The sequence below is a fragment of the Aeromicrobium sp. Leaf289 genome, from assembly GCF_001423335.1.
Classification (GTDB): domain Bacteria; phylum Actinomycetota; class Actinomycetes; order Propionibacteriales; family Nocardioidaceae; genus Aeromicrobium.
Genome location: NZ_LMNK01000002.1, coordinates 131,788 through 157,186, shown reverse-complemented (window position 1 = coordinate 157,186; position 25,399 = coordinate 131,788). Strand labels below are relative to the sequence as shown.

At 71.2% G+C, this 25,399-nt stretch carries 25 protein-coding genes; 17 read left to right on the top strand and 8 right to left on the bottom strand.

The annotated features are described in order from the left end of the window. Positions 1-4 precede the first annotated feature (4 nt). From ASF37_RS04700 to ASF37_RS04690, 3 genes are all read right to left on the bottom strand, one after another. Complete coding sequence (locus ASF37_RS04700) at positions 5-925, bottom strand: short-chain dehydrogenase/reductase (protein WP_056579310.1); 921 nt, start codon at positions 923-925, stop codon at positions 5-7. Positions 926-990: 65 nt separating this feature from the next. Then, the gene (locus ASF37_RS04695; RefSeq protein ID WP_056579307.1) at positions 991-1,518 is read right to left on the bottom strand and encodes an SRPBCC domain-containing protein; all 528 of its coding nucleotides are present in this window, start codon (positions 1,516-1,518) and stop codon (positions 991-993) included. After that, the gene (locus ASF37_RS04690; protein WP_056574999.1) at positions 1,515-1,886 is read right to left on the bottom strand and encodes a helix-turn-helix transcriptional regulator; all 372 of its coding nucleotides are present in this window, start codon (positions 1,884-1,886) and stop codon (positions 1,515-1,517) included. The genes ASF37_RS04695 and ASF37_RS04690 overlap by 4 nt, the downstream gene beginning before the upstream one ends. 52 nt (positions 1,887-1,938) lie before the next feature. Here ASF37_RS04690 and ASF37_RS04685 point away from each other — a divergent pair, with 52 nt between their 5' ends. Both ASF37_RS04685 and ASF37_RS04680 read left to right on the top strand, forming a co-directional pair. Next, on the top strand, positions 1,939-2,883 hold the full coding sequence (locus ASF37_RS04685) for a 1,4-dihydroxy-2-naphthoyl-CoA synthase (protein WP_056579305.1): 945 nt from the start codon (positions 1,939-1,941) through the stop codon (positions 2,881-2,883). A 120-nt stretch (positions 2,884-3,003) separates the two neighbouring features. Beyond that, complete coding sequence (locus ASF37_RS04680) at positions 3,004-3,699, top strand: hypothetical protein (RefSeq protein ID WP_056552046.1); 696 nt, start codon at positions 3,004-3,006, stop codon at positions 3,697-3,699. 65 nt (positions 3,700-3,764) lie between these two features. Here ASF37_RS04680 and ASF37_RS04675 read toward each other — a convergent pair whose 3' ends face one another. Further along, positions 3,765-4,778 carry a hypothetical protein gene (locus ASF37_RS04675; RefSeq protein WP_056552043.1) on the bottom strand — a complete coding sequence of 338 codons (1,014 nt, stop codon included), beginning with the start codon at positions 4,776-4,778 and terminating at the stop codon, positions 3,765-3,767. Beyond that, the gene (locus ASF37_RS04670; RefSeq protein WP_055961469.1) at positions 4,775-5,122 is read right to left on the bottom strand and encodes a PadR family transcriptional regulator; all 348 of its coding nucleotides are present in this window, start codon (positions 5,120-5,122) and stop codon (positions 4,775-4,777) included. Before ASF37_RS04670 ends, ASF37_RS04675 begins: the two co-directional genes overlap by 4 nt. A gap of 246 nt (positions 5,123-5,368) precedes the next feature. Between ASF37_RS04670 and ASF37_RS04665 the strand changes: the two genes are divergently transcribed. From ASF37_RS04665 to ASF37_RS04645, 5 genes are all read left to right on the top strand, one after another. Then, positions 5,369-6,043 (top strand): HNH endonuclease family protein, encoded by a 675-nt coding sequence (locus ASF37_RS04665; RefSeq protein ID WP_082506478.1) that lies wholly within the window; start codon positions 5,369-5,371, stop codon positions 6,041-6,043. Positions 6,044-6,163: 120 nt separating this feature from the next. Continuing rightward, positions 6,164-7,714: a Re/Si-specific NAD(P)(+) transhydrogenase subunit alpha gene (locus ASF37_RS04660; RefSeq protein ID WP_056579303.1), complete on the top strand. Its 1,551-nt coding sequence runs from the start codon at positions 6,164-6,166 to the stop codon at positions 7,712-7,714. After that, positions 7,711-9,108: a Re/Si-specific NAD(P)(+) transhydrogenase subunit beta gene (gene pntB, locus ASF37_RS04655; RefSeq protein WP_369815230.1), complete on the top strand. Its 1,398-nt coding sequence runs from the start codon at positions 7,711-7,713 to the stop codon at positions 9,106-9,108. Before ASF37_RS04660 ends, pntB begins: the two co-directional genes overlap by 4 nt. Positions 9,109-9,197: 89 nt before the next feature. Then, positions 9,198-9,500: a helix-turn-helix transcriptional regulator gene (locus ASF37_RS04650; protein WP_056580406.1), complete on the top strand. Its 303-nt coding sequence runs from the start codon at positions 9,198-9,200 to the stop codon at positions 9,498-9,500. Then, entirely contained in the window at positions 9,497-9,817 is a 321-nt protein-coding gene (locus ASF37_RS04645) for a hypothetical protein (protein WP_056579299.1), read from the top strand. Before ASF37_RS04650 ends, ASF37_RS04645 begins: the two co-directional genes overlap by 4 nt. A gap of 16 nt (positions 9,818-9,833) precedes the next feature. On the opposite strand, the gene ASF37_RS04640 is transcribed toward ASF37_RS04645, so the two are convergent. From ASF37_RS04640 to ASF37_RS04630, 3 genes are read right to left on the bottom strand one after another with little or no spacing between them, the layout of a single operon-like run. After that, positions 9,834-11,291 carry an MFS transporter gene (locus ASF37_RS04640; protein ID WP_056579297.1) on the bottom strand — a complete coding sequence of 486 codons (1,458 nt, stop codon included), beginning with the start codon at positions 11,289-11,291 and terminating at the stop codon, positions 9,834-9,836. 49 nt (positions 11,292-11,340) lie between these two features. Beyond that, positions 11,341-11,982: a uracil phosphoribosyltransferase gene (upp, locus tag ASF37_RS04635; protein ID WP_056552030.1), complete on the bottom strand. Its 642-nt coding sequence runs from the start codon at positions 11,980-11,982 to the stop codon at positions 11,341-11,343. Between the two features lie 56 nt (positions 11,983-12,038). Then, positions 12,039-13,295, bottom strand: coding sequence for a D-arabinono-1,4-lactone oxidase (locus tag ASF37_RS04630; protein WP_082506397.1), 1,257 nt, complete (start codon positions 13,293-13,295; stop codon positions 12,039-12,041). Between the two features lie 205 nt (positions 13,296-13,500). Between ASF37_RS04630 and ASF37_RS04625 the strand changes: the two genes are divergently transcribed. From ASF37_RS04625 to ASF37_RS04580, 10 genes are all read left to right on the top strand, one after another. Beyond that, positions 13,501-14,493, top strand: a complete 993-nt coding sequence (locus tag ASF37_RS04625) for an ABC transporter substrate-binding protein (RefSeq protein ID WP_056552025.1) — start codon at positions 13,501-13,503, stop codon at positions 14,491-14,493. A gap of 134 nt (positions 14,494-14,627) precedes the next feature. Beyond that, positions 14,628-16,310 carry a sugar ABC transporter ATP-binding protein gene (locus tag ASF37_RS04620; RefSeq protein WP_082480587.1) on the top strand — a complete coding sequence of 561 codons (1,683 nt, stop codon included), beginning with the start codon at positions 14,628-14,630 and terminating at the stop codon, positions 16,308-16,310. Next, positions 16,303-17,334: an ABC transporter permease gene (locus ASF37_RS04615; protein WP_200931181.1), complete on the top strand. Its 1,032-nt coding sequence runs from the start codon at positions 16,303-16,305 to the stop codon at positions 17,332-17,334. The genes ASF37_RS04620 and ASF37_RS04615 overlap by 8 nt, the downstream gene beginning before the upstream one ends. After that, a complete protein-coding gene (gene yjfF / locus ASF37_RS04610) occupies positions 17,331-18,335 on the top strand; it encodes a galactofuranose ABC transporter, permease protein YjfF (RefSeq protein WP_056579292.1) in 1,005 nt (334 codons plus the stop codon). Before ASF37_RS04615 ends, yjfF begins: the two co-directional genes overlap by 4 nt. Then, on the top strand, positions 18,332-19,378 hold the full coding sequence (locus ASF37_RS04605) for a LacI family DNA-binding transcriptional regulator (protein WP_056579290.1): 1,047 nt from the start codon (positions 18,332-18,334) through the stop codon (positions 19,376-19,378). Before yjfF ends, ASF37_RS04605 begins: the two co-directional genes overlap by 4 nt. After that, a complete protein-coding gene (gene araB / locus ASF37_RS04600; protein WP_056579288.1) occupies positions 19,375-21,078 on the top strand; it encodes a ribulokinase in 1,704 nt (567 codons plus the stop codon). Before ASF37_RS04605 ends, araB begins: the two co-directional genes overlap by 4 nt. Beyond that, positions 21,075-21,749, top strand: a complete 675-nt coding sequence (locus tag ASF37_RS04595) for an L-ribulose-5-phosphate 4-epimerase (RefSeq protein WP_056579286.1) — start codon at positions 21,075-21,077, stop codon at positions 21,747-21,749. Before araB ends, ASF37_RS04595 begins: the two co-directional genes overlap by 4 nt. Before the next feature lie 19 nt (positions 21,750-21,768). Then, positions 21,769-23,274, top strand: a complete 1,506-nt coding sequence (gene araA / locus ASF37_RS04590; protein ID WP_056579282.1) for an L-arabinose isomerase — start codon at positions 21,769-21,771, stop codon at positions 23,272-23,274. Between the two features lie 197 nt (positions 23,275-23,471). Next, positions 23,472-23,942: a tRNA adenosine(34) deaminase TadA gene (gene tadA / locus ASF37_RS04585; RefSeq protein ID WP_255353923.1), complete on the top strand. Its 471-nt coding sequence runs from the start codon at positions 23,472-23,474 to the stop codon at positions 23,940-23,942. A gap of 307 nt (positions 23,943-24,249) precedes the next feature. Continuing rightward, entirely contained in the window at positions 24,250-25,386 is a 1,137-nt protein-coding gene (locus tag ASF37_RS04580) for an ABC transporter substrate-binding protein (protein WP_056579280.1), read from the top strand. Positions 25,387-25,399: the final 13 nt, after the last annotated feature.

Genomic DNA, 25,399 nt, shown 5'->3' with positions numbered 1-25,399 from the left:
GCTGTCAGGGGCCCTCGGGCTCCTGGACCACCGGCTTCTTGGGGTCGGTCAAGGGGACGTGGGCGTGCTGGAAGCGGCCCAGCGCCGCGACCTCGCGCTCGAGGTCGGGCACGTGCTTCTTCAGCTGCGGGCGCATGACGGCCCAGCCGATCGGGGAGTTCACGAGCGGCTTGGTCCAGTTGGCCACGACGACGCCGCGGCGCACGTAGACGCGGGTCTTCCGCTTGGCGAGTCCCGCGACGATCGCGTCGACGCACTCGGCCAGCGTGGTGGTGGCGTTCGCCGGGAACGGGAGCTTGCCGCGGATGACCTTGAACGTCGGCAGGTCGGCCTCGGCGCCGCGGACGATGTCGGTGTCGATCCACGACGGGTGGGCGACGCCGACCTTGACGCCGAGGTGCGCGACCTCCTGGCGGGCGACGAGCGCCAGCGACTCGGCGCCGGCCTTGCTGGCGTTGTACGACGCGAGGCCGGCCAGGTTGGTGAAGGAGGCGAGGGAGGCGACGACGAGCGCGTAGCCCCTGGTCTTCTCCAGGTGCGGGATCGACGCGTGCAGGGTGCGGTAGACACCGTTGACGTTGATGTCGATGACCCGCTCGAAGGAGTCCTCGTCGATCTGGCGGACCGTGCCGTACGAGGCGATCCCGGCGTTGGCGAGCACGTGGTCGATGCGGCCGAAGTGGGCGGCAGCGGCATCGATGGCGGCGGTCATGGCGCGGCCGTCGCGGGCGTCGGCCTCCCACCAGGCCGCCGCAGGACCCAGCTCGGTGGCGAGCGCCTCGAGCAGCTCGGGCTCCAGGCCCAGCAGCGCGACGCGGCCGCCCTTCGCGACGTAGGCCCGCGCGACTCCGGCGCCGATGCCGCGCGCCGCGCCGGTGACGACCAGGACCTTGCCGGAGAAGCCCTTGCGGGCGAAGAGTGCCATGCGGTCAACATACCGACGGTATCTGAGTTCGTCACGCAGGTGTGACGCATCGTGCGACGTGGGAGTCACCGGGGTCGGTCGGGGGTGAGCGTGTCCTGGAGTGCGCGGTAGTGGTCGTGCGTGGCGGCGAGGTAGGCGTCGAAGTCCAGGTCGTCGGGGTCCGCTCCGGACGCCGAGGTCACGAGCCGGTCGAGGTACCACTCCCAGCCGGGGCCGGTGTGCTCGACGATCGAGACGTCGTGGATCCGCTGGGCGAAGCGGAGCGTCGTGGTGCCGTCGGACTCCCGCAGCTCGAGGTCGAGGTACCAGGCCCCGCCCTCGTCCACGACGTCGACGGCGAGGTGGGTCGGGGCGTCGCACGCGCGGATCTCGAAGCGGGACGGCTCGGCGGCGTCGCCCTCGGCGTTCATCTGGACCGTCACGAAGCCGTCGGACGGGTCGCCGGTCCAGGTGCCGAACCAGCGGGCCAGGCGGTCGGACTCGGTGACCGACGCCCAGACGTCGTCGAGCGGGGCGCGGAAGGTCCGTTCCCACACGAGGTGGTCGTCGGTGCCGCGTCGCTCGTGGCGACCAGTGGGGGTGGGTGTGGTCATGCCGACTCCTCGTGGGTGCGGGTGGTGGGACGGTCGGTGGCGGGGTCGCGACGTTCGCGTCGGGTGCGGGCGACCTCGGTGGCCAGGGCATCGAGCGCCTGCTCGGGCACCGGCGGTCGAGGCGTGAGGGCGTCGACGAAGCGCCGCACCTCGTCGAGGGGCTCGGTGTGCAGGCGGTAGTGCCGTTCACGGCCGTGCTCGTCGGCGGTGACGAGTCCGGCCTCGGACAGCAGACGCAGGTGCTTGCTGACGGCCGGTCTGGACACCGGGTGCTCGGCCGCGAGGTCGGCGACCCGTCGTGGACCCTCGGCGAGCCGGGCCAGTAGGGCTCGCCGGACCGGATCGGCGAGCGCGGCGTAGACGTCCATACGCAATAGGTAACCAGTTGGTTACTCATCGTGTCAACGATACGGTCGCGCCATGAGTGCACTGCCCGGCGTGTCCGAGACCTTCGACCCCTCCGCGTGGAACGAGGTGGCCGGCTTCGAGCACCTGACCGACGTCACCTACCACCGCGCCGTCGACCACGGCACCGTCCGGGTGGCCTTCGACCGCCCCGACGTGCTCAACGCGTTCCGCCCGCACACCGTCGACGAGCTGCTGCAGGTCCTCGACCACGCGCGCACGTCGGCCGACGTCGGCTGCGTGCTGCTCACCGGCAACGGCCCGAGCGAGAAGAACGGCAAGCGATCCTTCTGCACCGGCGGCGACCAGCGCATCCGCGGCCGGTTCGGCTACCAGTACGAGGACGGGTCGGCGTCGGGGTCGGACACCGGGGCCGAGGAGCCCAGCCCGGTGGACAAGGCGCGGCTGGCCCGCCTGCACATCCTCGAGGTGCAGCGGCTCATCCGCTTCATGCCGAAGGTCGTCGTCTGCGTCGTGCCGGGCTGGGCGGCCGGCGGCGGTCACAGCCTGCACGTCGTCTCCGACCTCACCATCGCGAGCGCCGAGCACGCCCGCTTCAAGCAGACCGACGCCGACGTCGGCAGCTTCGACGGTGGCTTCGGCTCGGCCTACCTCGCCCGCCAGGTGGGTCAGAAGTTCGCCCGCGAGATCTTCTTCCTGGCCGAGGAGTACTCCGCCGAGGACGGCGTCCGGATGGGCACCGTCAACCGCGCGGTCCCGCACGCCGAGCTCGAGGCCACGGCGCTGGAGTGGGGCCGCATGATCAACGGCAAGAGCCCCACCGCGCAGCGCATGCTCAAGTACTCCTTCAACATGATCGACGACGGACTCGTCGGCCAGCAGGTGCTCATGGGCGAGACCACCCGCCTGGCCTACATGACCGACGAGGCGCAGGAGGGCCGCGACCAGTTCCTCGAGAAGCGCGACCCCGACTGGTCGGAGTTCCCCTGGTACTACTGAGCCGTCCTGGACGGGGTGTCGCGGGTCACCACACCAATACGTGATCGACATGGTGGCGAACTAGGGGTACTTCCACCCGCCAAGACATGGCGGGTGCCCCCCATCAAGGACGTGGCTCCAATGAGCACCCTGCACCCCACCAAGAAGTTCTTCGCGAGCCTGGCCGTCGTGGCCGTCGCCGCACTCCCCCTCGCCGCCTGCAGCTCGGGCTCGGACTCCGGCTCCTCGTCGGACAGCAGCTCCTCGAGCTCGACGCCTCCGAAGGCCGTCGCCTCGATCACCGCGCTGACCGGTGAGGACACCGCCGTCGCGCTCGACACCGGCTTCACCGACGCCCTCGAGTCCCTCGGACTCACCCCGGGCACCGTCGGCGACGGCGCGCTCGAGGACGGCTCGCTCGTCTTCCCGATCACCGGCGGCAACGTCGAGGTCTTCACGCCGGGCGAGGTCTCGCCCTACGTGATCGGCCAGATCCAGCACGAGGGCTCGGGCTTCTCGCTGACCGCCGGCGACACCGAGGTCGAGATCACGAACCTGAACGTCGACCCGGGCGCCTCGCGCGTCTACGGCGACGTGGCGGTCAACGGCGAGACCGCCGTGACCAGCGCCTACATCTTCACGCTGAACGGCAGCACGCTGAAGCCGCTGCAGTCCGAGGGCGACACGGCGATCCTCGAGGGCACCCAGGTGCTCATCAGCCCGGTCGCCGCCGACCTGCTGAACCAGACGTTCGACACCGACGCGGTCACCCCCGAGCTGCTCGTGGGCATCGCCAAGATCACCGTCAACACCACCTCGGGTGACGACGGCAACTGACCTCCCGGTTGGGAGCATGACGGCGGGCAGGACTCTCGGGTCCTGCCCGCCGTCATGTCCGGACGTCAGTGCGCGGGGCTCGGCCTCCGGTGCAGCGCGAGACCCAGCGACAGGAGGCCCGCCCCGACGAACACCCAGGTCGACCAGTCGACGTTGCCGCTGACGACGTTGGTCACCACGACCGCGGCCGCGAAGATCGCGAACAGCAGGTGCCAGCGACGCTCGGACCGGTCGCGGTAGACCACCGTGCGGAGGTCGGCCTCGGCCAGGGCGAGCGCGTGCACCTGCGGCGGACCGAACGACTCGAACGGGTGCTCGCCGGTCTCCTCCGCGTGGGCGCGCGTCTCGGCCGTGAGTCGACGGGCCGTCTCGCGCGGCATCTTGTGACGTCCGCGCAGCAGCCACTCCATGCGGGTGAACCAGCGCTCGGCGGGCCAGGTGCGGGAGCTGTCGTCGATCGCGGGCTTGCGCTCGGGCAGCCTCCACCAGACCACGAGCAGGACAGCGCCGATCGCCGGGAGCGTCAGGGTCGGCACCGAGCCGAGGCTCCGCTCCCGGTCCAGGAGCTCCATCGCCGCGTAGACCGCCACGACGACGAGCGCGAGGCTGGCGAGCACCCACGCGCCGGTGGCGACCGGTCGTCCCGACCGCCAGGCCAGGCCGGCCGTGCCCAGCCCTCCCGCGCCGAGGACCAGCGCCGCGAAGACCGCGGCCCCGGGGGCGGTGAGGTCGGTGCTCCAGCCCTCGCTCACGAGCCTGGCGATGCCGAGCGCCATCAGGAACCACCCCGCCATCGCCAGAAGCGTGCGTGGGAGGTCGGACCACGTGCCCTCGTCGAGGTCGCCGGCCGCACGCTGCTCCGGGGGGAGGTCCTGGGCGAAGGTCTCCGCCGCGTCGCGCGCCGGGCCGAAGAGCTCCTCGGCCGTGCCGCCGGAGTCGACGACGGCCTCGTGCACGACGTCGAGCCAGCCTCGGATGTCGTCCTTGCGGGCGGCCGTGGCCCAGGCTGCGTGCCAGGTGAAGGTGTCGGCCCAGTCGCCGTCCTGCTTCTGCGGCCAGGTCAGCTCGGTGGCGCTCATCGGGTGCTCCTCGTGGTCGTGGGGGCGATCGCGGCGGCCATCCGGGAGGCGAAGTCGCCCCACGCGTCGCTCATGGAGTCGAGGCGAGTACGGCCGGCGTCGGTGAGCGCGTACTGCTTGCGGCCGGGGCCGCCGTCGCCCGCGACCCACTCGGCTCGCACCAGGTCCTGCGACTCCAGCCGGTTGAGCACGGGGTAGAGCGTGCCGACCTTGAGCCCGAACAGGCTCAGCTCCTCGAGTCGTTGCGCGATCGCGTAGCCGTGCAGCGCGCCGTCGCGCAGCGTGAGGAGGGCCAGGAAGGGCAGGGCCCCGCGCAGCCACTCGGCCTCCGACGGTTCGCTCATGCTTCGACCGTAGATTCGAGTAGTTTGTGAAGTCAAGTAGTCAGGATCACGAATAGTTGCGCGGTGGACCGTGCGACCCGCGTCCTGACGCGCTGGCGACGGTCCGTCGTCGGTGGATCGTCAGGACGCGTCGAACTCCGGGGGCATGACGTTCTGGTGAACGACGGCGTCGATCCCTTCCCCTCGGGCGGTTGCCGTGCCTACGGTCCTCTCGACCTGACCAGTGACTTCGGGGGGAGTCCCACCATGTCGGTGCCTGTCATCGCGCCTGCTCACCACTCGTCCGACCTCGTGCCACCGCGGCGGCCACGACGCCGGCTTCGCACGCTTCTCGTCGCGCTCGCCACCACACTCGTGGCGACCGTGCTCGTGGCCCCGGCCGCGTCGGCCTCGCCGGAGACCCAGCTGGCCGAGCTGACCGTCCGGTCGGAGGCCGGCGGGACCACGTACGACCGTGACGCCTTCCGGCACTGGATCGACGCCGACGGCGACGGCTGCACCACGCGGGCCGAGGTGCTGAAGGACGAGTCCTCGACGTCGACCGGCCACACCGGCACGTGCACCATCACCAGCGGGTCGTGGACGTCGGCCTACGACGGGGTGCGCTTCACCGACGCGGGCGGCATGGACATCGACCACATGGTCCCGCTCAAGGAGGCGTGGATCTCGGGCGCCTCGGGCTGGAGCGCGACGAAGCGCGAGGACTTCGCCAACGACCTGGGGGACGGGCGCAGCCTCATCGCCGTCTCCGCGTCGTCGAACCGGTCCAAGAGCGACCAGGACCCCGACTCCTGGATGCCGCCCGCGACGTCGTACCGCTGCACCTACGTGTCGGACTGGATCGCGGTCAAGCACCGTTGGGGCCTGGCCGTCGACTCCGCCGAGAAGACTGCGCTCCGGGAGGTGCTCGCAGGCTGCTGAGCAGGGTCCGGATGCGACCACTCGTCCCGCGCCACCTGCCGCTCGTCGCGCGGATCCGCTCCCTGAGACACGCGTCTCATGAGGTGGTCGCCCCCGAGGCCCTCCGCTAGTGTCCGCGGAATGAGGATCGGAGTGGTCGCCGAGTCGCGCCCAGGGGAGACCCGGGTGGCCGCGACTCCCGCGACGGTCGTACGTCTGGAGAAGCTCGGCTACGAGGTGCTCGTGGAGTCCGGCGCGGGTGCCCGCGCGGCCTTCGCCGACGCGGCCTTCGCCGAGGCCGGTGCCTCGGTCGTGCCCGGAGCCGACGCCTGGTCCGCCGACGTCGTGCTCAAGGTCAACGCTCCGACGACCGACGAGATCGCGCGGCTGAACGACCACGCCACGCTCGTCAGCCTCATCGCGCCCGCGACGAGCCCGGAGCTGCTCGAGGCCCTCGCCGCTCGTCCGCTCACCGTGCTCGCGATGGACGCCGTGCCGCGCATCTCGCGCGCCCAGTCGATGGACGTGCTCTCGTCCATGGCCAACATCGCCGGCTACCGCGCCGTCGTCGAGGCCGCGCACGAGTTCGGCCGCTTCTTCACCGGCCAGGTCACGGCTGCCGGCAAGGTCCCGCCCGCCAAGGTCCTCGTGGCCGGTGCCGGTGTGGCCGGGCTCGCCGCCATCGGTGCTGCATCCAGCCTCGGCGCCATCGTGCGCGCCACCGACCCCCGCCCCGAGGTGGCCGACCAGGTCAAGTCCATCGGCGGCGAGTACCTGGCCGTCGACGTGGAGGTCGAGAAGTCCACCGACGGCTACGCCAAGGCCACCAGCGAGGAGTACGACCGACGCGCCGCGGAGATCTACTCCGAGCAGGCCGCCGACGTCGACATCGTCATCACCACGGCCCTCATCCCCGGGCGCCAGGCGCCGCGGCTGCTCACCGAGGCCGACGTGGCCGCGATGAAGCCGGGCAGCGTCGTCGTCGACATGGCTGCGGCGCAGGGCGGCAACGTGGCCGGGTCCGTGGCGGGTGAGAAGGTCGTGACCGCGAACGGCGTGACGATCCTCGGCTACACCGACCTGCCCGGTCGCCTGCCGACGCAGGCCTCGCAGCTGTACGGCCAGAACCTCGTCAACCTGCTGACGCTGCTCACGCCCGGCAAGGACGGTCAGCTGGTCCTCGACCACGACGACGTCGTGCAGCGCGGCGTGACGGTGGTGCACGAGGGCGACGTGCTCTGGCCCCCGCCGCCGGTCCAGGTGTCCGCCGCCCCGGCTCCGACCGCCGAGATGCCGGCCGTCAAGGAGGCGCCCGCCCCGAGGCCCGGCCTGACGCAGCGCGGCAAGTACCTGCTCATCGCCGCGGGCGTCGCCGTGCTCTTCCTCATCAACGCGTTCGCTCCGCCGCCGTTGCCCGAGCACTTCTTCGTGCTCACGCTGTCGATCGTCATCGGCTACTACGTCATCGGCAAGGTCCACCACGCGCTGCACACCCCGCTGATGAGCGTCACGAACGCCATCAGCGGCATCATCGTCGTCGGTGCCCTGCTGCAGATCGGCGTCGGTGAGGGTGCCGACAACGAGTGGGCAATCCGCCTGCTCGCGTTCGTGGCGGTGCTGCTCGCGTCCATCAACATCTTCGGCGGCTTCGCCGTGACCCGACGCATGCTCGGCATGTTCTCGAAGGGCTGATCGCTGTGACCGCTGAGAGCATCGCCACCGCGGCGTACATCGTCGCCGCCCTGCTGTTCATCCTGAGCCTCGCGGGGCTCAGCAAGCACGAGACCGCGTCGTCGGGCGTGGCCTACGGCATCGCCGGCATGGCCATCGCGCTCGTGGCCACGATCATCCTGGCCGTCGAGGACGCCGAGACCGTGGGCATCGTCCTGCTCGTCGGTGCCGTGGCCATCGGTGCTGCGATCGGTCTCTGGCGGGCTCGCGTCGTCGAGATGACCGGCATGCCCGAGCTCATCGCGCTGCTGCACTCCTTCGTCGGTCTGGCCGCCGTGCTGGTGGGCTGGAACGGCTACCTCGAGCACCCCGAGTACCCGCTCGAGTCGCTGGAGCGGATCCACTCGGGCGAGGTCTTCGTCGGCGTCTTCATCGGTGCGGTCACGTTCACCGGCTCGATCGTCGCGTTCCTCAAGCTGAGCGCCCGCATCAAGTCCGCGCCCCTCGTCCTGCCGGGCAAGAACTACCTCAACCTCGGCGCGCTCGTGCTGTTCTTCGTGCTGACGGTCGTGTTCGTCGCGAACCCGAACATCTGGCTGCTCGTCCTGGTCACCGCCCTGGCGCTCGCGCTCGGCTGGCACCTCGTGGCGTCCATCGGTGGCGGCGACATGCCGGTCGTCGTGTCGATGCTCAACAGCTACTCGGGCTGGGCCGCGGCCGCCGCCGGCTTCCTGCTGAGCAACAACCTGCTGATCGTCACCGGCGCCCTCGTCGGGTCGTCCGGCGCCTACCTCAGCTACATCATGTGCCAGGCGATGAATCGCTCGTTCATCTCCGTGATCGCCGGCGGCTTCGGCATCGAGGCATCCGCCGGCGACGCCACGGACTACGGCGAGCATCGCGAGATCGACGCCGACGGCGTGGCCGAGATGCTCAAGGACGCGTCGAGCGTCGTCATCACGCCGGGCTACGGCATGGCGGTGGCCCAGGCGCAGTACCCCGTGGCCGACCTGACCCGCAAGCTGCGCGAGCGCGGCGTCGACGTGAAGTTCGGCATCCACCCGGTGGCGGGCCGCCTGCCCGGCCACATGAACGTGCTGCTGGCGGAGGCCAAGGTTCCCTACGACATCGTGCTCGAGATGGACGAGGTCAACGACGACCTCGCCGACGTCGACGTGGTGCTCGTGATCGGTGCCAACGACACCGTCAACCCGGCCGCCGCGGAGGACCCGACGAGCCCGATCGCCGGCATGCCGGTACTGCGGGTGTGGGAGGCGCGGAACGTCGTCGTGTTCAAGCGGTCGATGGCTGCGGGCTACGCCGGCGTGCAGAACCCGCTGTTCTTCCGCGAGAACTCGCAGATGCTGTTCGGTGACGCGAAGGATCGCGTCGAGGACATCCTGCGCGCTCTCTGATCGGAACCCACCCGTGCCTGCGGGTGGGTCTCGTTACCGGGTTGACATGCAGGTATTGCCATATGAGGATGTCCGCATGAGTGGGTCCGATGCCTGAGCGCGGTGACGTGGCGGCGTACGACGCCGTCGCTGGACTCTTCGACGCCATGTCGACGCCGTTGCGCGCCGCCCTCGTGCACCGGCTCTGCGAGGGGGAGCAGACGGTCGGTCAGCTCGTCGAGTGGACGGGTCGGTCGCAGCCGCTCGTCTCCCAGCACCTGAGGATCCTGCGCACCGCCCACCTCGTCTCCGGCGAGCGACGCGGCCGCGAGGTCGTCTACTCCCTCACCGACGAGCACGTGGCCCACGTGCTGCTCGACGCCTTCCACCACACCCAGGAGAACCACCCATGACCGTCATCGACCACCGCGAGGCCGAGAAGCACGACCACACCCACGGACCGGGCTGCGGTCACGACGCCGTGGTGCACGAGGACCACGTCGACTACCTGCACGACGGCCACGTGCACCGTGAGCACGCGGGTCACTACGACGAGTGCGCCACCTGCTCGTGCGCGCACTGCTCGGACAGCTGCGCGACCTGCGTGTGCGACGACTGCACGTGCGAGACCTGCAACCACAACGTCTGCTCCTGCGCGCACTGCTCCGACAGCTGCGCCAACTGCGTGTGTGCCGACTGCTCCTGCAGCACCTGCAAGCACGCGGCCTGACGCTGGACGGCGGCGCTCAGGCGGCCGCGAGACGCCGCGAGGACCGTAGCGCCATCACCGACGCCGCGAGAGCGAGGGCGAGGACGGCCAGCGCCACGAAGAGGGCCACGCGGATGCCGGTGTCGCCGCCGGACCCGCCCGCCACCACCTGGTAGGTGGTGGCCAGCAGGGCGGCGCCGAGCGACGAGCCGATGCGCTGGCCGGTCTGCAGCGCGCCACCGGCCGCACCGCCCATGCGGGGCGGTACCTCCTGCAGCGTGAGGGTGATGTTCGGCGACACGACGGCGCCGCCGCCGAGGCCGGCCAGCAGCAGGAACGGGGCGAGCGCCCACCACAGGTCTTCGGTCGGCCGACCGGGAGCCACCAGCGCGGCGCCCAGCACGCCGACCATCATGACGCCCAGGGCGCCGACGGTGAGCGATCGTCCGACCGTGCTCACCAGGCGGCCCGCCAGGGGCGACGTGATGGCCGACCCGAGCGCGAAGGGCGTCAGCAGCAGCCCGGCGTGCAGGGCGCTGACGTCGCGGGAGCCCTGCAGCCACACCGACGCCACGAGGAACACGCCCGTGAAGCCGGTGAAGTACACGGTGCCCACGAGCATCCCGTTGCCGAAGCCGGGAAGCCGACGCAGCAGGTCGAGGTCGAGCAGTGGCTCGTGACCGCGCCGCTTGAGCCGGTGCTCCCAGGCGGCGAAGGCCCAGCCGAAGAGCGGCACGCCCACCAGCAGCACGAGCGGCCACCGCGCGCCGGACTCCAGGCTCACCAGCGGGTACAGCAGGCACAGCACCGAGAGGCCGAGCAGGACGGCGCCCGGGACGTCGATGCGTCCCGGTCCGCCGTCGGACTGGCGCCCGGGCACCATGCGGGCCACGGCGATCGCGGCGACGAGCCCGATCGGCACGTTGACGAGGAACAGGAGTCGCCACCCGAGGTCCTCCCCGACCAGCCCGATCACCAGCCCGCCGAGCAGGGGCCCCGTGGCCGAGGCGATCGAGACGGTGAGGCCGAAGTACCCGAACGCCCGTCCGCGCTCGGCGCCGGAGAAGAGCTGCTGGATCAGCCCGGAGCTCTGCGGGGTGAGGAACCCTGCCGACGCACCCTGGAGCAGTCGCGCCACGACCACCAGCTCGGCCGTGGGCGCGAGACCTGCCGCCGCGCTCGAGGCCACGAAGCCGGCCAGCCCGATGAGCATCAGTCGACGTCGGCCGTAGGCGTCGCCGAGCCGTCCGCCGGCGACGAGGGTCAGGCCGAAGGTCAGCGCGTACCCGGACACCACCCACTGCACGGTGCCCGGCGTGGTGTCGAGACCCTCCTGGATCGACGGGATCGCGACGTTGACGATGGTGACGTCGAGCAGCGACATGAAGCCGACCACGAGGGTGACGGCGAGGATGCGCCAGCGGTGGGGGTGCGGACCGTCGTCCTGCGGGGACGTCGACCGTCCTGTGGGGACGTCGACCGGATCCTCGTGCACCAGAACAGCCTGCCGGAGGAACCGGTGGACCGCAGCGTGGGTGCCGGGGTCAGTCCGCGACGCCGTACAGCCGGTCGCCGGCGTCACCGAGACCGGGGACGATGTAGCCGTTCTCGTCGAGCCGCTCGTCGAGGCCTGCGACCACGAGGTTCACCGGCACGCCGATCTCCTCCATCTCGCGCTCGATGCGCGCGACGCCCTCGGGAGCGGCCAGCAGGCACACGGCCGTGATGTGGTCGGCGCCGCGGTCGACGAGGAACTGGATGGCAGCCGCCAGGCTGCCGCCCGTCGCGAGCATCGGGTCGAGCACGTAGCACTGGCGGCCGGACAGGTCGTCGGGCAGGCGCTCGGCGTAGGTGTCGGCCTCGAGGGTCTCCTCGTTGCGCACCATGCCGAGGAAGCCGACCTCGGCGGTGGGCAGCAGGCGCTGCATGCCCTCGAGCATGCCCAGGCCCGCGCGCAGGATCGGGACGACGAGCGGACGCGGATCGGCCAGGCGTACGCCCTGGGCCTCGGCCACGGGGGTCGTCACGGCGACCGTCTCGACCCGCACGTCGCGCGTGGCCTCGTAGGCGAGCAGCGTCACCAGCTCGTCGGCGAGCCGTCGGAACGTGGGGGAGTCGGTGGACGCGTCGCGCAGCACCGTGAGCTTGTGGGAGACGAGCGGGTGGTCGGCGACGTGGACGTGCATGCGTCGAGCCTAGTGCCCCGGCGATCCACCTTCGCCGCCCGATTCGGGGGGACGGGTCAACCGTCGAGCAGCACGCGCTCGAGCCAGGGGTTGACGAAGGTGCGGTCGGGGTCGAGACGGTCGCGCAGGGCGCGGAAGTCGTCGAGGCGGGGGTAGGCCCGGCGGACGTCGAGGGTGAAGTGCTTGCCCCAGTGCGGTCGGGGTGCGAAGGGGGCGAGCGCCTCCTCCACCACGCGCGCCGCGGCGTCGGCCAGGACGGTGTCGCCGACCCACGTGAAGTGGAACGAGCAGGTGGTCTGCCCGAACTGCGGACTGAGCCACAGGGTGTCGGCGGCCACGGCACGGATCTCGGCGACCTGCAGCGCGACGGCGAGGTGCTCGCCCACGGCGCGCACGGCGCGGGCCGCGTCGGCCGCGTGCTCGAACGGGACGTGGAACTCGGACTGCACCTCGTCGCCCACGCTGGGCAGGAAGCCGGGGCGGAAGTGCGGGAGCCGTTCCACCCACGGTCCGGGGACGCCCTGCTGGGCGGTGCAGTGCACGGGGTCGAGGCCGGGGATCGGGTGCTGCTCGCCGGTCATGGGCGCGAGGCCCGTCGTCGCCAGGTCGAGCTCGGGGTCGCCGTCACGGGACTTGACCCACACGCGGTCGGGCGAGCCGTCCCACAGCGTGAAGACGCTGACGCTGCGGCCGAGCGCCAGGACGGACGCGAGCCGGTCCGGAAGCGTCTCGGGGTCGCCGTCGAGCAGCACCACCTGACGGTGGTCGACGGCCGGCACGACGTCGAGCTCGAGCGAGGTCACGACGCCCAGCGCGCCGAGACCGACGACCGTGCCGTCGAAGTCGGGCTCGCCGCGACGCACCGTGACGACGTCGCCCGAGGCCAGCACCAGCTCGACGGCGCGCACCTGGGTCGCGAGGTTGCCCGTGCGGACGCCGGACCCGTGGGTGGCGGTGGACACTGCTCCGGCGACGTTCAGGTGCGGCAGGGAGGCGAGGTTCTCGAGCGCCAGGCCGTGCGGCTCGAGCGCGACCGCGAGCTGCGCGTGGGTCAGGCCCGCCCCGACCCGGACCCACGTGCGGTCGTCACCGACCTGCAGCTCGTCGAAGGCCGCGACGCTCACGGCAGCGACCTCGGCACCCGCGGCGGCGTCGGGCAGGTCGTTGAAGGTGTGGGCGGTCCCGACGGGCCGCAGGCGCGTGGAACCGGCCACGAGCTCGCGCAGTGCGTCGAGGTCGTGGGGACGGTGCTCGCGGGCGAAGTGGTAGGGCACCGTGCCCGACCAGCTGGTTCGGCGTGGGTCGTGGGTCACGCTCCATGGTCGCACGGGGCCGGTCACGTTGTGAGCGCTCACAATTCTTTGGCGAAACCCTTGACCCTATGGGTTGTGAGCGTTAACAATCGGGCAAGCAGTGATGCAGGTCACGTGATCTGGCATCGGAGTGTGATCGGTTGTCCGCCCGCCACACGACCCCCCTGGCGCCCGGAAGGGCGCCGACCCACATGGAGGTAGTGCAATGTTGAAGAAGGTCATCACCGTGACGGCAGGGCTCGCCCTGCTGGGAGGCATGACGGCGTGCGGCAGCAGCTCCGACAGCGGCGGATCCGACGGCGGGAGCGACGCGATCACGATGGGCTTCGCCCAGGTCGGCGCCGAGAGCGGCTGGCGCACCGCCAACACGAAGTCCGTCCAGGAGACCGCCAAGGCCGAGGGGGTCGACCTCAAGTTCTCCGATGCACAGCAGAAGCAGGAGAACCAGATCAAGGCGATCCGCTCCTACATCCAGCAGAAGGTCGACGTGATCGCCTTCAGCCCGGTCGTCGAGACCGGCTGGGACGCGGTCCTGCAGGAGGCCAAGCGCGCCAAGATCCCCGTGATCCTCACCGACCGCGCGGTCGACTCCGAGGACGAGTCGCTCTACGCCACGTTCCTCGGCTCCGACTTCGTAGAGGAGGGCGAGAAGGCCGGCCAGTGGCTGGTCGACAACGCCGAGGACGCCGACGTCGACGGCAACGGCGACATCAACGTCGTCGAGCTCCAGGGCACCACCGGCGCCGCACCGGCCATCGACCGCAAGGCCGGCTTCGAGGACGTCACGTCCTCCGACGACGCCATCAAGATCGTGGCCTCGCAGACGGGCGACTTCACGCGTGACGGCGGCAAGAAGGTCATGGAGGCCTTCCTGCAGTCCAACGACGACATCGACGTCGTCTACGCGCACAACGACGACATGGGCCTCGGCGCCATCGAGGCCATCGAGGCGGCCGGCAAGAAGCCGGGCGAGGACATCAAGATCATCACGGTCGACGCCGTGAAGGACGGGATGACCGCGCTCAGCGAGGGCAAGATCAACTTCATCGTCGAGTGCAACCCGCTGCTCGGCCCGCAGCTGATGGACCTCGCGAAGAAGGTCGTCGCCGGTGACGAGGTCCCGAAGCGGGTCGTCACCGAGGAGGGGACCTTCACCCCCGAGCAGGCGAAGGACGTGCTGGCCGACCGCCAGTACTGACCGCCTGAACGACCCGACCCGGGCGCGGGGGTCGCTGCCACGACCCCCGCCCCGAGTCGCCCCACCCGGCCGACCGGTCGACCCGCCATCCGATCGACCCCGCCCGGCCGATCCCCCTTGTCCCGAGGAGTGACATGAGTGCAGGCACCGCCGCAAGAGCGGCCGCCCCCGCCCCCGGCGCCACGCCCGACGTCGACCCCGTGGTCGTGATGACCGGCATCGAGATCGGCTTCCCGGGGGTCAAGGCCCTCGACGGCGTGGGCCTGCGTCTGTATCCCGGTGAGGTGCACGCCCTCATGGGCGAGAACGGCGCCGGCAAGTCCACGCTGATCAAGGCGCTCACGGGCGTGTACTCCATCGACGCCGGCTCGATCCGCGTCGGGGGCACCGAGCACCGCTTCTCGGGACCGACCGAGAGCCAGGCCGCGGGCATCAGCACGGTGTACCAGGAGGTCAACCTCTGCACGAACCTGACGGTCGCCGAGAACATGCTCCTCGGCCGCGAGCCGCGTCGGCTGGGCCGCATCGACACCCGCGCCATGAACCGGCACGCCGGCGAGGTGCTGCGTCGGCTCGGTCTCGACGTCGACCCCGCATCGACCCTCGGTCGCCATCCCATCGCCGTGCAGCAGCTGGTGGCGATCGCGCGCGCGGTCGACGTCGAGGCCAAGGTGCTGGTGCTCGACGAGCCCACCTCGAGCCTCGACGCCGACGAGGTCCGGGTGCTCTTCGACGTCGTGCGCACGCTGCGTGACCAGGGCGTCGCCATCCTGTTCGTCTCACACTTCCTCGACCAGGTCTTCGAGCTGTCCGACCGCATGACGGTGCTGCGCAACGGACGGTTCATCGCCGAGCACCGCACCGCCGCGCTCACCCAGCTCGAGCTCGTGCAGGAGATGATCGGCCGTGAGCTCGAGGTGCTCGAGCGCCTCGACCGCGAGCCGGCCGACCCCGCTGCGCCTGCCGCCGAGCCCGTGCTGAAGGTGCTGGGGCTCGGACGCAAGGGCGAGCTGCAGGCCACGGACCTCGAGCTGCACGCCGGCGAGGTCGTCGGCGTCGCCGGCCTGCTCGGGTCGGGACGTACCGAGCTGGCGCGGCTGCTGTTCGGTGCCGACGTCGCCGACGAGGGCGAGGTGCAGGTGGGAGGGCGCACCCGTTCGTGGCGCACCCCCCGGCACGCGATCGGGGCGGGCGTCGCCTTCTCCAGCGAGGACCGTCGCGCCGAGGGCGTCGTGGGCGACCTCACCGTCGCCGACAACATGATCCTCGCGCTGCAGGCCTCCCGCGGCTGGCTGCGCCGGGTGCCGCAGGGGACGAGGGACGAGCTGGTCCAGCGCTACATCGAGACGCTCGACATCCGCCCGGCCGACCCGAACGCCCTCATGCGCAACCTCAGCGGCGGCAACCAGCAGAAGGTGCTGCTGGCCCGCTGGCTCATCACCGAGCCACGGCTGCTGGTGCTCGACGAGCCCACCCGCGGCATCGACGTGGGCGCCAAGGCGCAGATCCAGCAGCTCGTCGCCGAGCTGGCGCGTGAGGGCATGGCCGTCGTCTTCATCTCCGCCGAGCTGGAGGAGGTGCTGCGCCTCTCCGACCGGGTGGTCGTCATGCGCGACCGCCGCAAGATCGACGAGCAGGTCAACATCGACCTCGAGGTGTCCGACGTGCTGCACACGATCGCCGGAGGCGGTGAGTCGGCGGTCTCGCTCGAGGTGGTCACCGACCGCGGTCCCGACACCGCGGTGCAGGAGGGCAAGCACGTGTCCGACCAGCCCGCACACGGCCCCGCCGACCCGAAGGGAGCGACCCGTGCCTGACGTGCGCACGCTGCTCCGCAGCTCTCTCGTGTGGCCGGTCCTGGCCCTGCTCGCCCTCGTCGTGCTCAACGTCGTGGTGAACCCCGGCTTCCTCTCGATCCGTCTGCAGGACGGGCGCCTCTACGGCAGCGTGATCGACATCCTGCGCAACGGTGCCCCGGTGCTCCTGGTGGCACTGGGGATGACGCTGGTCATCGCCACCCGCGGCATCGACCTGTCGGTCGGCGCGATCGCGGCGATCTCCGGGGCCGTGGCCTGCGTGCAGATCGCGGGATCCTCGCAGGAGTCGGCCGCGGCCACCGCCATCGTCGCGATGTCGATGGCGCTCGCCGTCGCCGTGCTGCTGGGCCTGTGGAACGGTTTCCTCGTCTCGGTGCTGGGCATCCAGCCGATCATCGCGACGCTCGTGCTCATGACCGCCGGACGTGGTCTGGCCATGCTCGTGACCGACGGCCAGATCACCACGGTCAACAACCCGACGTTCCGACTCATCGGTGCCGGCTTCTTCCTGGCCGTGCCCGTCGCGGTGCTGGTGGCGCTCGTCGTGTTCGCCGCCACCGCTGTCCTGACCCGGCGCACCGCGCTCGGCATGCTCATCGAGTCGGTGGGCATCAACCCCGAGGCGAGCCGGCTCGCCGGTGTCCGTAGTCGGACCATCATCTGGACGGTCTACGTCTTCGCCGCCTTCTGCGCGGGCATCGCGGGCCTCATGATCGCCGCGAACACCAGTGCGGCCGACGCCAACAACGCCGGGCTCTGGATCGAGCTCGACGCGATCCTCGCCGTCGTCATCGGCGGCACGTCGCTGGCCGGTGGTCGGTTCTCCCTCACCGGAACGTTCGTCGGCGCGCTGTTCATCCAGACGCTCGCGACGACGATCCCCACGATCGGCATCCCGGCCGAGACGAACTACCTGTTCAAGGCCGTGGCGGTCATCGCGGTGTGCCTGCTGCAGTCGCCGCAGGCGCGCGGCGCCCTGGCGGCCCGACGAACCTCGACCCGCGCGAAGGCAGGTGTGGCATGACCACCGCGACCGTCCCCACCGGCTCGGCGCTGGACCGGCTGAAGGGATACCGCCCGCCGGACCGCTACCTGCCGGTGATCGCCACCTTCGCCGTGTTCGTCGGCATGTTCGGCCTCGGGTCGTCGCGCTACGAGGGCTTCTCCTCGCCGCAGGTCGTCGCGAACCTCTTCGTCGACAACGCCTTCCTCATCGTCCTGGCCGTCGGCATGACGTTCGTGATCCTCACGGGCGGCATCGACCTCAGCGTCGGCTCGGTGGTGGCCCTCTCGACCATGGTGGCCGCCTCGACCCTGCAGGCAGGCTGGAACCCGGCGCTCGCGATCATCGCCGTGCTGCTCACCGGCACCGTGATCGGCCTGGGCCACGGGCTGGTGATCCACTACCTCGGCATCCAGCCCTTCATCGCCACGCTCGCGGGCATGTTCCTCGCGCGGGGCCTGTGCTACCTGATCAGCGTGGAGTCGATCCCGATCCGCGACCCGTTCTTCTCCACCCTGGCCTCCGGCACGGTGACGCTGCCCGGCGACGTCTACGTCACCTGGACCGCGCTGCTGGCGCTGGCCGTCGTCGGGATCGCCGCGTGGGTGCTGCACCTGACCCGCTTCGGACGCACGGTGTACGCCGTCGGCGGCAGCGAGCCGTCGGCCGTCCTCATGGGCCTGCGCGTGGCCCGTGTGAAGGTCGGCGTGTACGTGGTGAGCGGCTTCTGCTCCGCCCTCGCCGGGCTGCTGTTCTCGCTCTACATGCTGTCGGGCTACAGCCTGCACGCCGTGGGCATGGAGCTGGACGCGATCGCCGCCGTGGTGATCGGCGGGACGCTGCTCGTCGGCGGCCGTGGCATGGTGCTGGGGTCGTTGCTCGGCGTGCTCGTCCTGGGCACCATCCAGACCTTCATCTCCTTCGACGGGACGCTCAGCTCGTGGTGGACGAAGATCTCGATCGGCGTGCTCCTCCTGGTGTTCGTCGTCATGCAGCGGTTCTTCACGAGGAGGCAGGCATGACGCTCAAGCACGAGGGGCCCCGCACCCCGGTGATGGCCGACGTGGCCGCGCTCGCCGGGGTGTCCCACCAGACGGTCTCGCGCGTGGTGAACGGTCTGCCGCACGTCGGCGAGGCCACTCGCGACCGCGTCCTCGCGGCCATCAAGGAGCTCGACTACCGGCCCAACACCGCGGCGCGCACGCTCGTGACACGGCGTTCGTCGATCATCGGCATCATCAGCACCGAGACCGGGCTGTACGGGCCGAACAGCATCCACCGCACGGTCGAGGAGGCCGCGCGCGAGGCCGGCTACTTCGCCGGCTCGGTCGGGCTGAAGACCATCACCGCCGACGGCCTGCAGGACGCGATCGAGCACCTGCGACGCCAGTCCGTCGAGGGCATCGTCATGATCGCCGCCCAGCACGAGGCGCTCGACCTCATCCGCCGCCAGGACCCGGGCGTCCCGCTCGTGGTGGTCGAGGGCGACCTGACGCGGGCCAAGTTCGCGGTCGGCGTCGACCAGCACCTCGGCGCGAGCGAGGCCACCCGGCACCTCCTCGACCTCGGCCACACGCGGATCGCGCACGTCAGCGGCCCGCGAGGCTGGACCGAGGCCGAGGCTCGCGCCCAGGGGTGGCGCGACGCGCTCGTCGCGGCCGGGCTCGAGCCCGGGCCGTGCCTCGAGGGCGACTGGACCGCCGAGTGCGGCTACGCGCTCGGGCTGGAGCTGGCCACCCAGCACGACGTCGACGCGGTCTTCGTGGCCAACGACCAGATGGCCATCGGCGTCCTGCGTGCCCTGCACGAGTCCGGACGCTCCGTGCCGGCCGACGTGAGCGTCGTCGGCTTCGACGACTCGCCGGAGGCGGGCTACCTGATCCCGCCGCTCACGACGGTCCGGCAGGACTTCCCGGCCGTCGGTCGTCGGGCGATCGCCGTGCTGCACGCCGCGATCGTCGGTGAGGACGAGAACCTCGACCGGCTCGTCGCGCCGCACCTCGTCGTGCGCTCCAGCACGGCCCCACGTGGCCTCGTCGGCGGCGCCGAAGGGGGAGAGCGATGAGCGGGCGTGAGACCTACGTGATCGGGGTCGACTACGGGACCCTCTCGGGCCGCGCCCTCGTCGTCCGCGTCAGCGACGGCGCCGAGCTCGCCTCGGCCGTGCACGCGTACCCGCACGCGGTGCTCGAGCGCACGCTGCCGGCGAGCCTCACCGGCGGCGCCGACGTCGACCTCGAGCCCGACTGGGCGCTGCAGGTGCCGCAGGACTACCGCGAGGTGCTGCAGGTCGCCGTGCCCGCCGCCGTGCGCGAGGCGGGCATCGACCCGGCCGACGTCGTCGGCATCGCCACCGACTTCACCGCCTGCACCATGGTGCCGACGCTGGTCGACGGCACCCCGCTGAACGAGGTCGACGGCCTCGCCGACCGGCCCCACGCCTACGTCAAGCTCTGGAAGCACCACGCCGCGCAGGGTCAGGCCGACCGCGTCAACGCCCTGGCCGCCGAGCGCGCCGAGCCGTGGCTGGCGCGCTACGGCGGACTCCTGTCCTCGGAGTGGGAGCTGGCCAAGGGGCTGCAGCTGCTCGAGGAGGACCCCGAGCTGTACGCGCGGACCGAGCGCTGGGTCGAGGCGGCCGACTGGATCGTGTGGGAGCTGTGCGGCACCTACGTGCGCAACGCCTGCTCCGCCGGGTACAAGGGCGTGCTGCAGGACGGCGCCTATCCGTCGAGCGACTTCCTGGCCGCGCTCGACCCCCGCTTCGCGGACTACGTGACCGACAAGGTCGAGCAGCCCATCGGCCAGCTCGGCGACCGCGCCGGTACCTTGACCGCCCGCGCGGCCGGTTGGACCGGGCTTCCCGAGGGCATCGCCGTGGCCGTGGGCAACGTCGACGCCCACGTGAGCGCCCCCGCGGCCCAGGCCGTCGACCACGGCCAGATGGTCGCCATCATGGGCACCTCCACGTGCCACGTGGTGAGCGCCGGCGTGCTGCGCGACGTGCCCGGCATGTGCGGTGTCGTCGACGGCGGCATCGTCGCCGGCAGCTGGGGCTACGAGGCCGGGCAGAGCGGCGTCGGTGACATCTTCGGCTGGTTCGTCGAGCACGGCGTGCCGCCGTCCGTGCACGAGGAGGCGGCCGCGCACGGCCGCTCCGTGCACGAGCACCTCACCGCCCTCGCGGCGGAGCAGGAGGTGGGCGAGCACGGTCTCGTCGCCCTCGACTGGCACAGCGGCAACCGCTCGGTGCTGGTCGACCACGAGCTCTCGGGGCTCGTCGTCGGTCAGACGCTGGCCACCCGGCCGGAGGACGTGTACCGCGCCCTCATCGAGGCCACCGCCTTCGGCACCCGCACCATCATCGAGGCCTTCACGTCCTCCGGCGTCCCCGTCGAGGAGCTCGTGGTGGCCGGCGGGCTGTCGAGGAACCGCCTGCTCATGCAGATCTACGCCGACGTGACGCGCCTGCCGCTGTCCGTCGTCGGGTCCGAGCAGGGCCCAGCACTGGGCTCTGCCCTCCATGCCGCCGTCGCGGCCGGCGCGTACGCGGACATACGCGCCGCCGCGAAGGTGATGGGGTCGGTGCAGCGCGGTGTGTTCACCCCGGACGAGGACGCCGCACTGCGGTACGACGTCCTGTTCGGCGAGTACACCGCGCTGCACGATCACTTCGGCCGCGGCGGGAACGACGTCATGCACCGTCTGCGCGCGGTCCGTCGCGACGCCGTCCGTCGTCGCCACGCCCGGAAGGATCCGTCGTGACCGTCACCGCCGACGTGTCGGCAGCGATCACGACGCTCCGCGAGCAGGTGTGCGCACTGCACGCCGAGCTGACCCGCTACGCGCTGGTGGTCTGGACCGCCGGCAACGTCTCGGCGCGCGTGCCCGGTCACGACCTCATGCTGATCAAGCCCAGCGGCGTCTCCTACGACGACCTGACGCCCGAGAACATGGTGCTGTGCGACCTCGACGGCAAGGTGCTCGAGGGCGACCTCGCGCCCAGCTCGGACACCGCCGCCCAGGCCTACGTCTACCGGCACATGCCGCACGTCGGGGGCGTGGTGCACACGCACTCCACCTACGCCACGGCGTGGGCGTCGCGGGCCGAGCCGATCCCGTGCGTGCTCACGATGATGGCCGACGAGTTCGGCGGCCCGATCCCCGTCGGACCGTTCGCGCTCATCGGTGACGACTCCATCGGGCGCGGCATCGTCGAGACGCTCGAGGGCAGCCGGTCCCCGGCCGTGCTCATGCAGAACCACGGCGTGTTCAGCATCGGCACGGACGCCCGCTCGGCCGTCAAGGCCGCCGTCATGTGCGAGGACGTGGCCCGCACGGTGCACGTGGCCCGCCAGCTGGGCGAGCCCGTCCCCATCGCCGAGCAGCAGGTCACGAGCCTGTTCGACCGCTACCAGAACGTCTACGGGCAATAGCCCTCGAGGGAGATCACGCATGAGCAAGCAGGAGGCCCGTGAGGTCTGGTTCCTCACCGGGAGCCAGTCCCTCTACGGCGACGAGACGTTGGCGCAGGTGGCCGAGCAGTCGCGCGAGGTCGCGGCCATGGTCGACGGTGACGACCGGATCCCCGTCCCGGTGGTCTGGAAGCCCGTGCTCACCACCGCCGACGCCATCCGGCGCGTGGTGCTGGAGGCCAACGCCGACGACGCGTGCGTGGGCCTCATCGGCTGGATGCACACGTTCTCCCCGGCCAAGATGTGGATCCAGGGCCTCGACGCGCTGCAGAAGCCGTTCCTGCACCTGCACACGCAGTGGCACCGCGACATCCCGTGGGCCACGATCGACATGGACTTCATGAACCTCAACCAGGCCGCCCACGGCGACCGGGAGTTCGGCTTCGTCCAGACCCGGCTCGGCGTCGCCCGCAAGACCATCGCCGGCCACGTGAGCGACCCGGCGGTGGGCGAGCGGATCGCCACCTGGGCCCGTGCGGCCACGGCGGCGCGCGACCTGCGGAGCCTGCGGCTCGCCCGCTTCGGCGACAACATGCGCGACGTCGCGGTCACCGAGGGCGACAAGGTCGAGGCGCAGCGCCGCTTCGGCGTCTCGGTCAACACGTTCGGCGTCAACGACCTCGTCGACGTGGTCGACGCCGTGGAGCCGGGTGCCGTCGACAAGGTGGTCGCCGAGTACGAGGACCTCTACGACGTCGCCTCGGACCTGCGCGCCGGTGGCGAGCGGCACCACCTCCTGAACGACGCCGCCCAGATCGAGGTCGGCCTGCGCCGGTTCCTCGAGGACGGCGGATACGGCGCGTTCACCACGAACTTCGAGGACCTCGGCGGCCTGCGTCAGCTGCCGGGCATCGCGGTGCAGCGGCTCATGGCCGACGGCTACGGCTTCGGTGGAGAGGGCGACTGGAAGACGTCGGTGCTGGTGCGCACCACCAAGACGATGACGGCCGGGCTGCCCGGCGGCACCTCGTTCATGGAGGACTACACGTACCACCTCGAGCCGGGCAACCAGAAGTCCCTGGGAGCGCACATGCTCGAGGTCTGCCCGACCATCAGCTCGCAGCGGCCGACGGCCGAGGCGCACCCGCTGAGCATGGGCAACCGGGAGGACCCGGTGCGGCTGCGGTTCGTCGCCGACCCGGGCGAGGCCGTGGTCGTCGGCCTGGCCGACCTGGGCGACCGGTTCCGCCTGACCGCCAACGACGTCACGCTGGTGGCTCCGGACGAGCCGCTGCCGAACCTGCCGGTGGCGTGCGCCGTGTGGCAGGCGCACCCCAACCTGCCCACGGCGGCGGAGGCGTGGCTGATGTCGGGCGGTCCGCACCACACGGTGCTCACGACGGCCGTCGGCATCGAGGCGTTCCAGGACCTCGCGGAGATCCTGCGCACCGAGCTCGTGCACATCGACGCCCACACGACGCCGCACCGGTTCTTGCAGGAGCTGCGCTGGAACGCGGCGTACTACCGCCTGGCCGACGGGATCTGACGCCGGCTGGCACCGGGGTGACGCAAGATTCTGCGTTGCTGCGCGGACGACGCAAGGTTCTGCGTCCGAGCACCCGGGCTCGAAGGATGCTGCGTTCGTGGCGGGATCCCGTCGTCGACGCAGCATCCTTCGGCGCCCAGCACGCGAAGGCAGAATCGTGCGTGCCGGCGCGGCCGGCAGTCTGGGACGATCAGGGGGTGACCGAGCCAGCCGCGTCGTGGGACGACGAGACCGCGATGCGTCGCGCCCTCGAGCTCGCGCGGGATGCGCTCGCGTCGGGTGACGTCCCGGTGGGCGCCGTGGTGCTCGACCCGGACGGTCGTGTGGTGGGGGAGGGCCTCAACACCCGCGAGCGCGACGAGGACCCGCTCGGCCACGCGGAGCTCGTGGCCCTGCGCGCGGCCGCAGCGACGCTGGGCACCTGGCGCCTCGACGGCTGCACGCTCGTCGTGACGCTCGAGCCGTGCACCATGTGCGCGGGTGCGGTCGTCTCCTCCCGTGTCGCCCGGCTCGTCCTCGGCGCGTGGGACGACAAGGCGGGAGCCGTCGGCTCCTTGTGGGACGTCGTGCGCGACCGTCGCCTCAACCATCGCCCCGAGGTCGCGTCGGGGCTGCTGGCCGACGAGTCCTCCGCCCTCCTGCGCGACTTCTTCGCCGCCCGCCGCTGACGGATCCTCCGGTCGACCGGGGCATCTGCGCCCGGCCGCACCTCGCCCGTCCTTCGATTCCCATCAGGTGATGGGAACGCCCCACTCCCCATGGAAGACCCTCCATGGGGAGTGGGGGAGAACCCGGGTGAGTCCGCGATCCCCATCAGGTGATGGGAATCGCGAAGCCGGGAGGAGCGGCGGGACGGCCGATGCAAGGACGTCCGACCAATGTCGAGGAAGGTCTTGACATGAGCCAGGTCACATCCATAACGTCATCCGGATAGCGGTACGCGTTCCGCAATACGGAACCTACAGAAGGATGGCCATGACGATCACCCCCCTCGCTCGCCGACTGGCGGCACTGTCCCTGACGCTGGTCACAGCGACAGCCCTCACCGCCTGCGGCTCCTCCGACGGCGCCGGCTCCGACTCCGACGTGAAGATCGGGCTCATCGCCGCCGAGCAGGGCCCGTTCGCCTTCGCCGGCTCGTCCTACCTCAAGGGTGCCGAGCTCGCCGCCGAGCTGGAGGGGGTCGAGCTCGTCGTCGAGGAGGGCTCGGAGGACCCGGCCAAGAGCATCACCGCGTTCAACAAGCTCACCGGCCAGGAGGGTGTCAGCGAGGTCGTCTGCTGCATCTCCAGCGCCGTGGCCGGCGCGATGAAGCCGCTCGCCACGCAGAAGAAGGTGCCGCTGGTCGTCTACGGCGCCACCACCCCCGACCTGGAGGACCCGCCCTACGTGCTCCGTCCCGCGCTGCTGCCGCAGCAGGGCATCGCGCCGGTCGCGGCCCAGCTCGTCGAGGAGCTCGGCATCGAGAGCGCCGTGCACGTGACCGCCAGCGACAACGACGGCCTGGTCGCGCAGAGCGAGGCCGCCCGCAGCTCGACGGAGGAGGCCGGCGCCGAGGACCTCGGCACGGTCAAGACGCTCGTCGCCGACACCGACTTCAGCGGTGCCGTGACCGAGATCCTGTCCAAGGACGCCGACATGGTGACCGTCTACACGCTCGGCGAGGCCGCGGCCACGATCACCAAGGCCCTGCGCGAGAAGGGCTACGAGGGCGTCATCCTCGCCAACAACGCCGTCGCGACGGGCCCGCTGCTCAAGTCCTTCGGCGAGACCCTGGCCGACACCTACTACTCCGTGGAGTACACGCCGGCGAGCGAGAACGCTTCTGCGCAGGAGTTCACGAAGGCCTACGAGGAGAAGTACGACGAGACGCCGGACCTGTTCGCCTCGCAGGGCTACGTCGCGGTCAAGTACGCCGCCAAGGGCGCGGCCGACGCCGGTGACGGCGCCGACGCCGCTGCCGTCGCGAAGTCGCTGGCCGCCATCTCCGAGCTGGAGTCCCCGTGGGGCCCGCTGACCTTCGAGAACGGGCAGGGCACGAGCGAGGACTTCCAGATCGTGCAGATCGACGACGCCGGCGTCCCGCAGCTCTGGAAGGGCGCGGGCGCGTGATCCACGACCACCA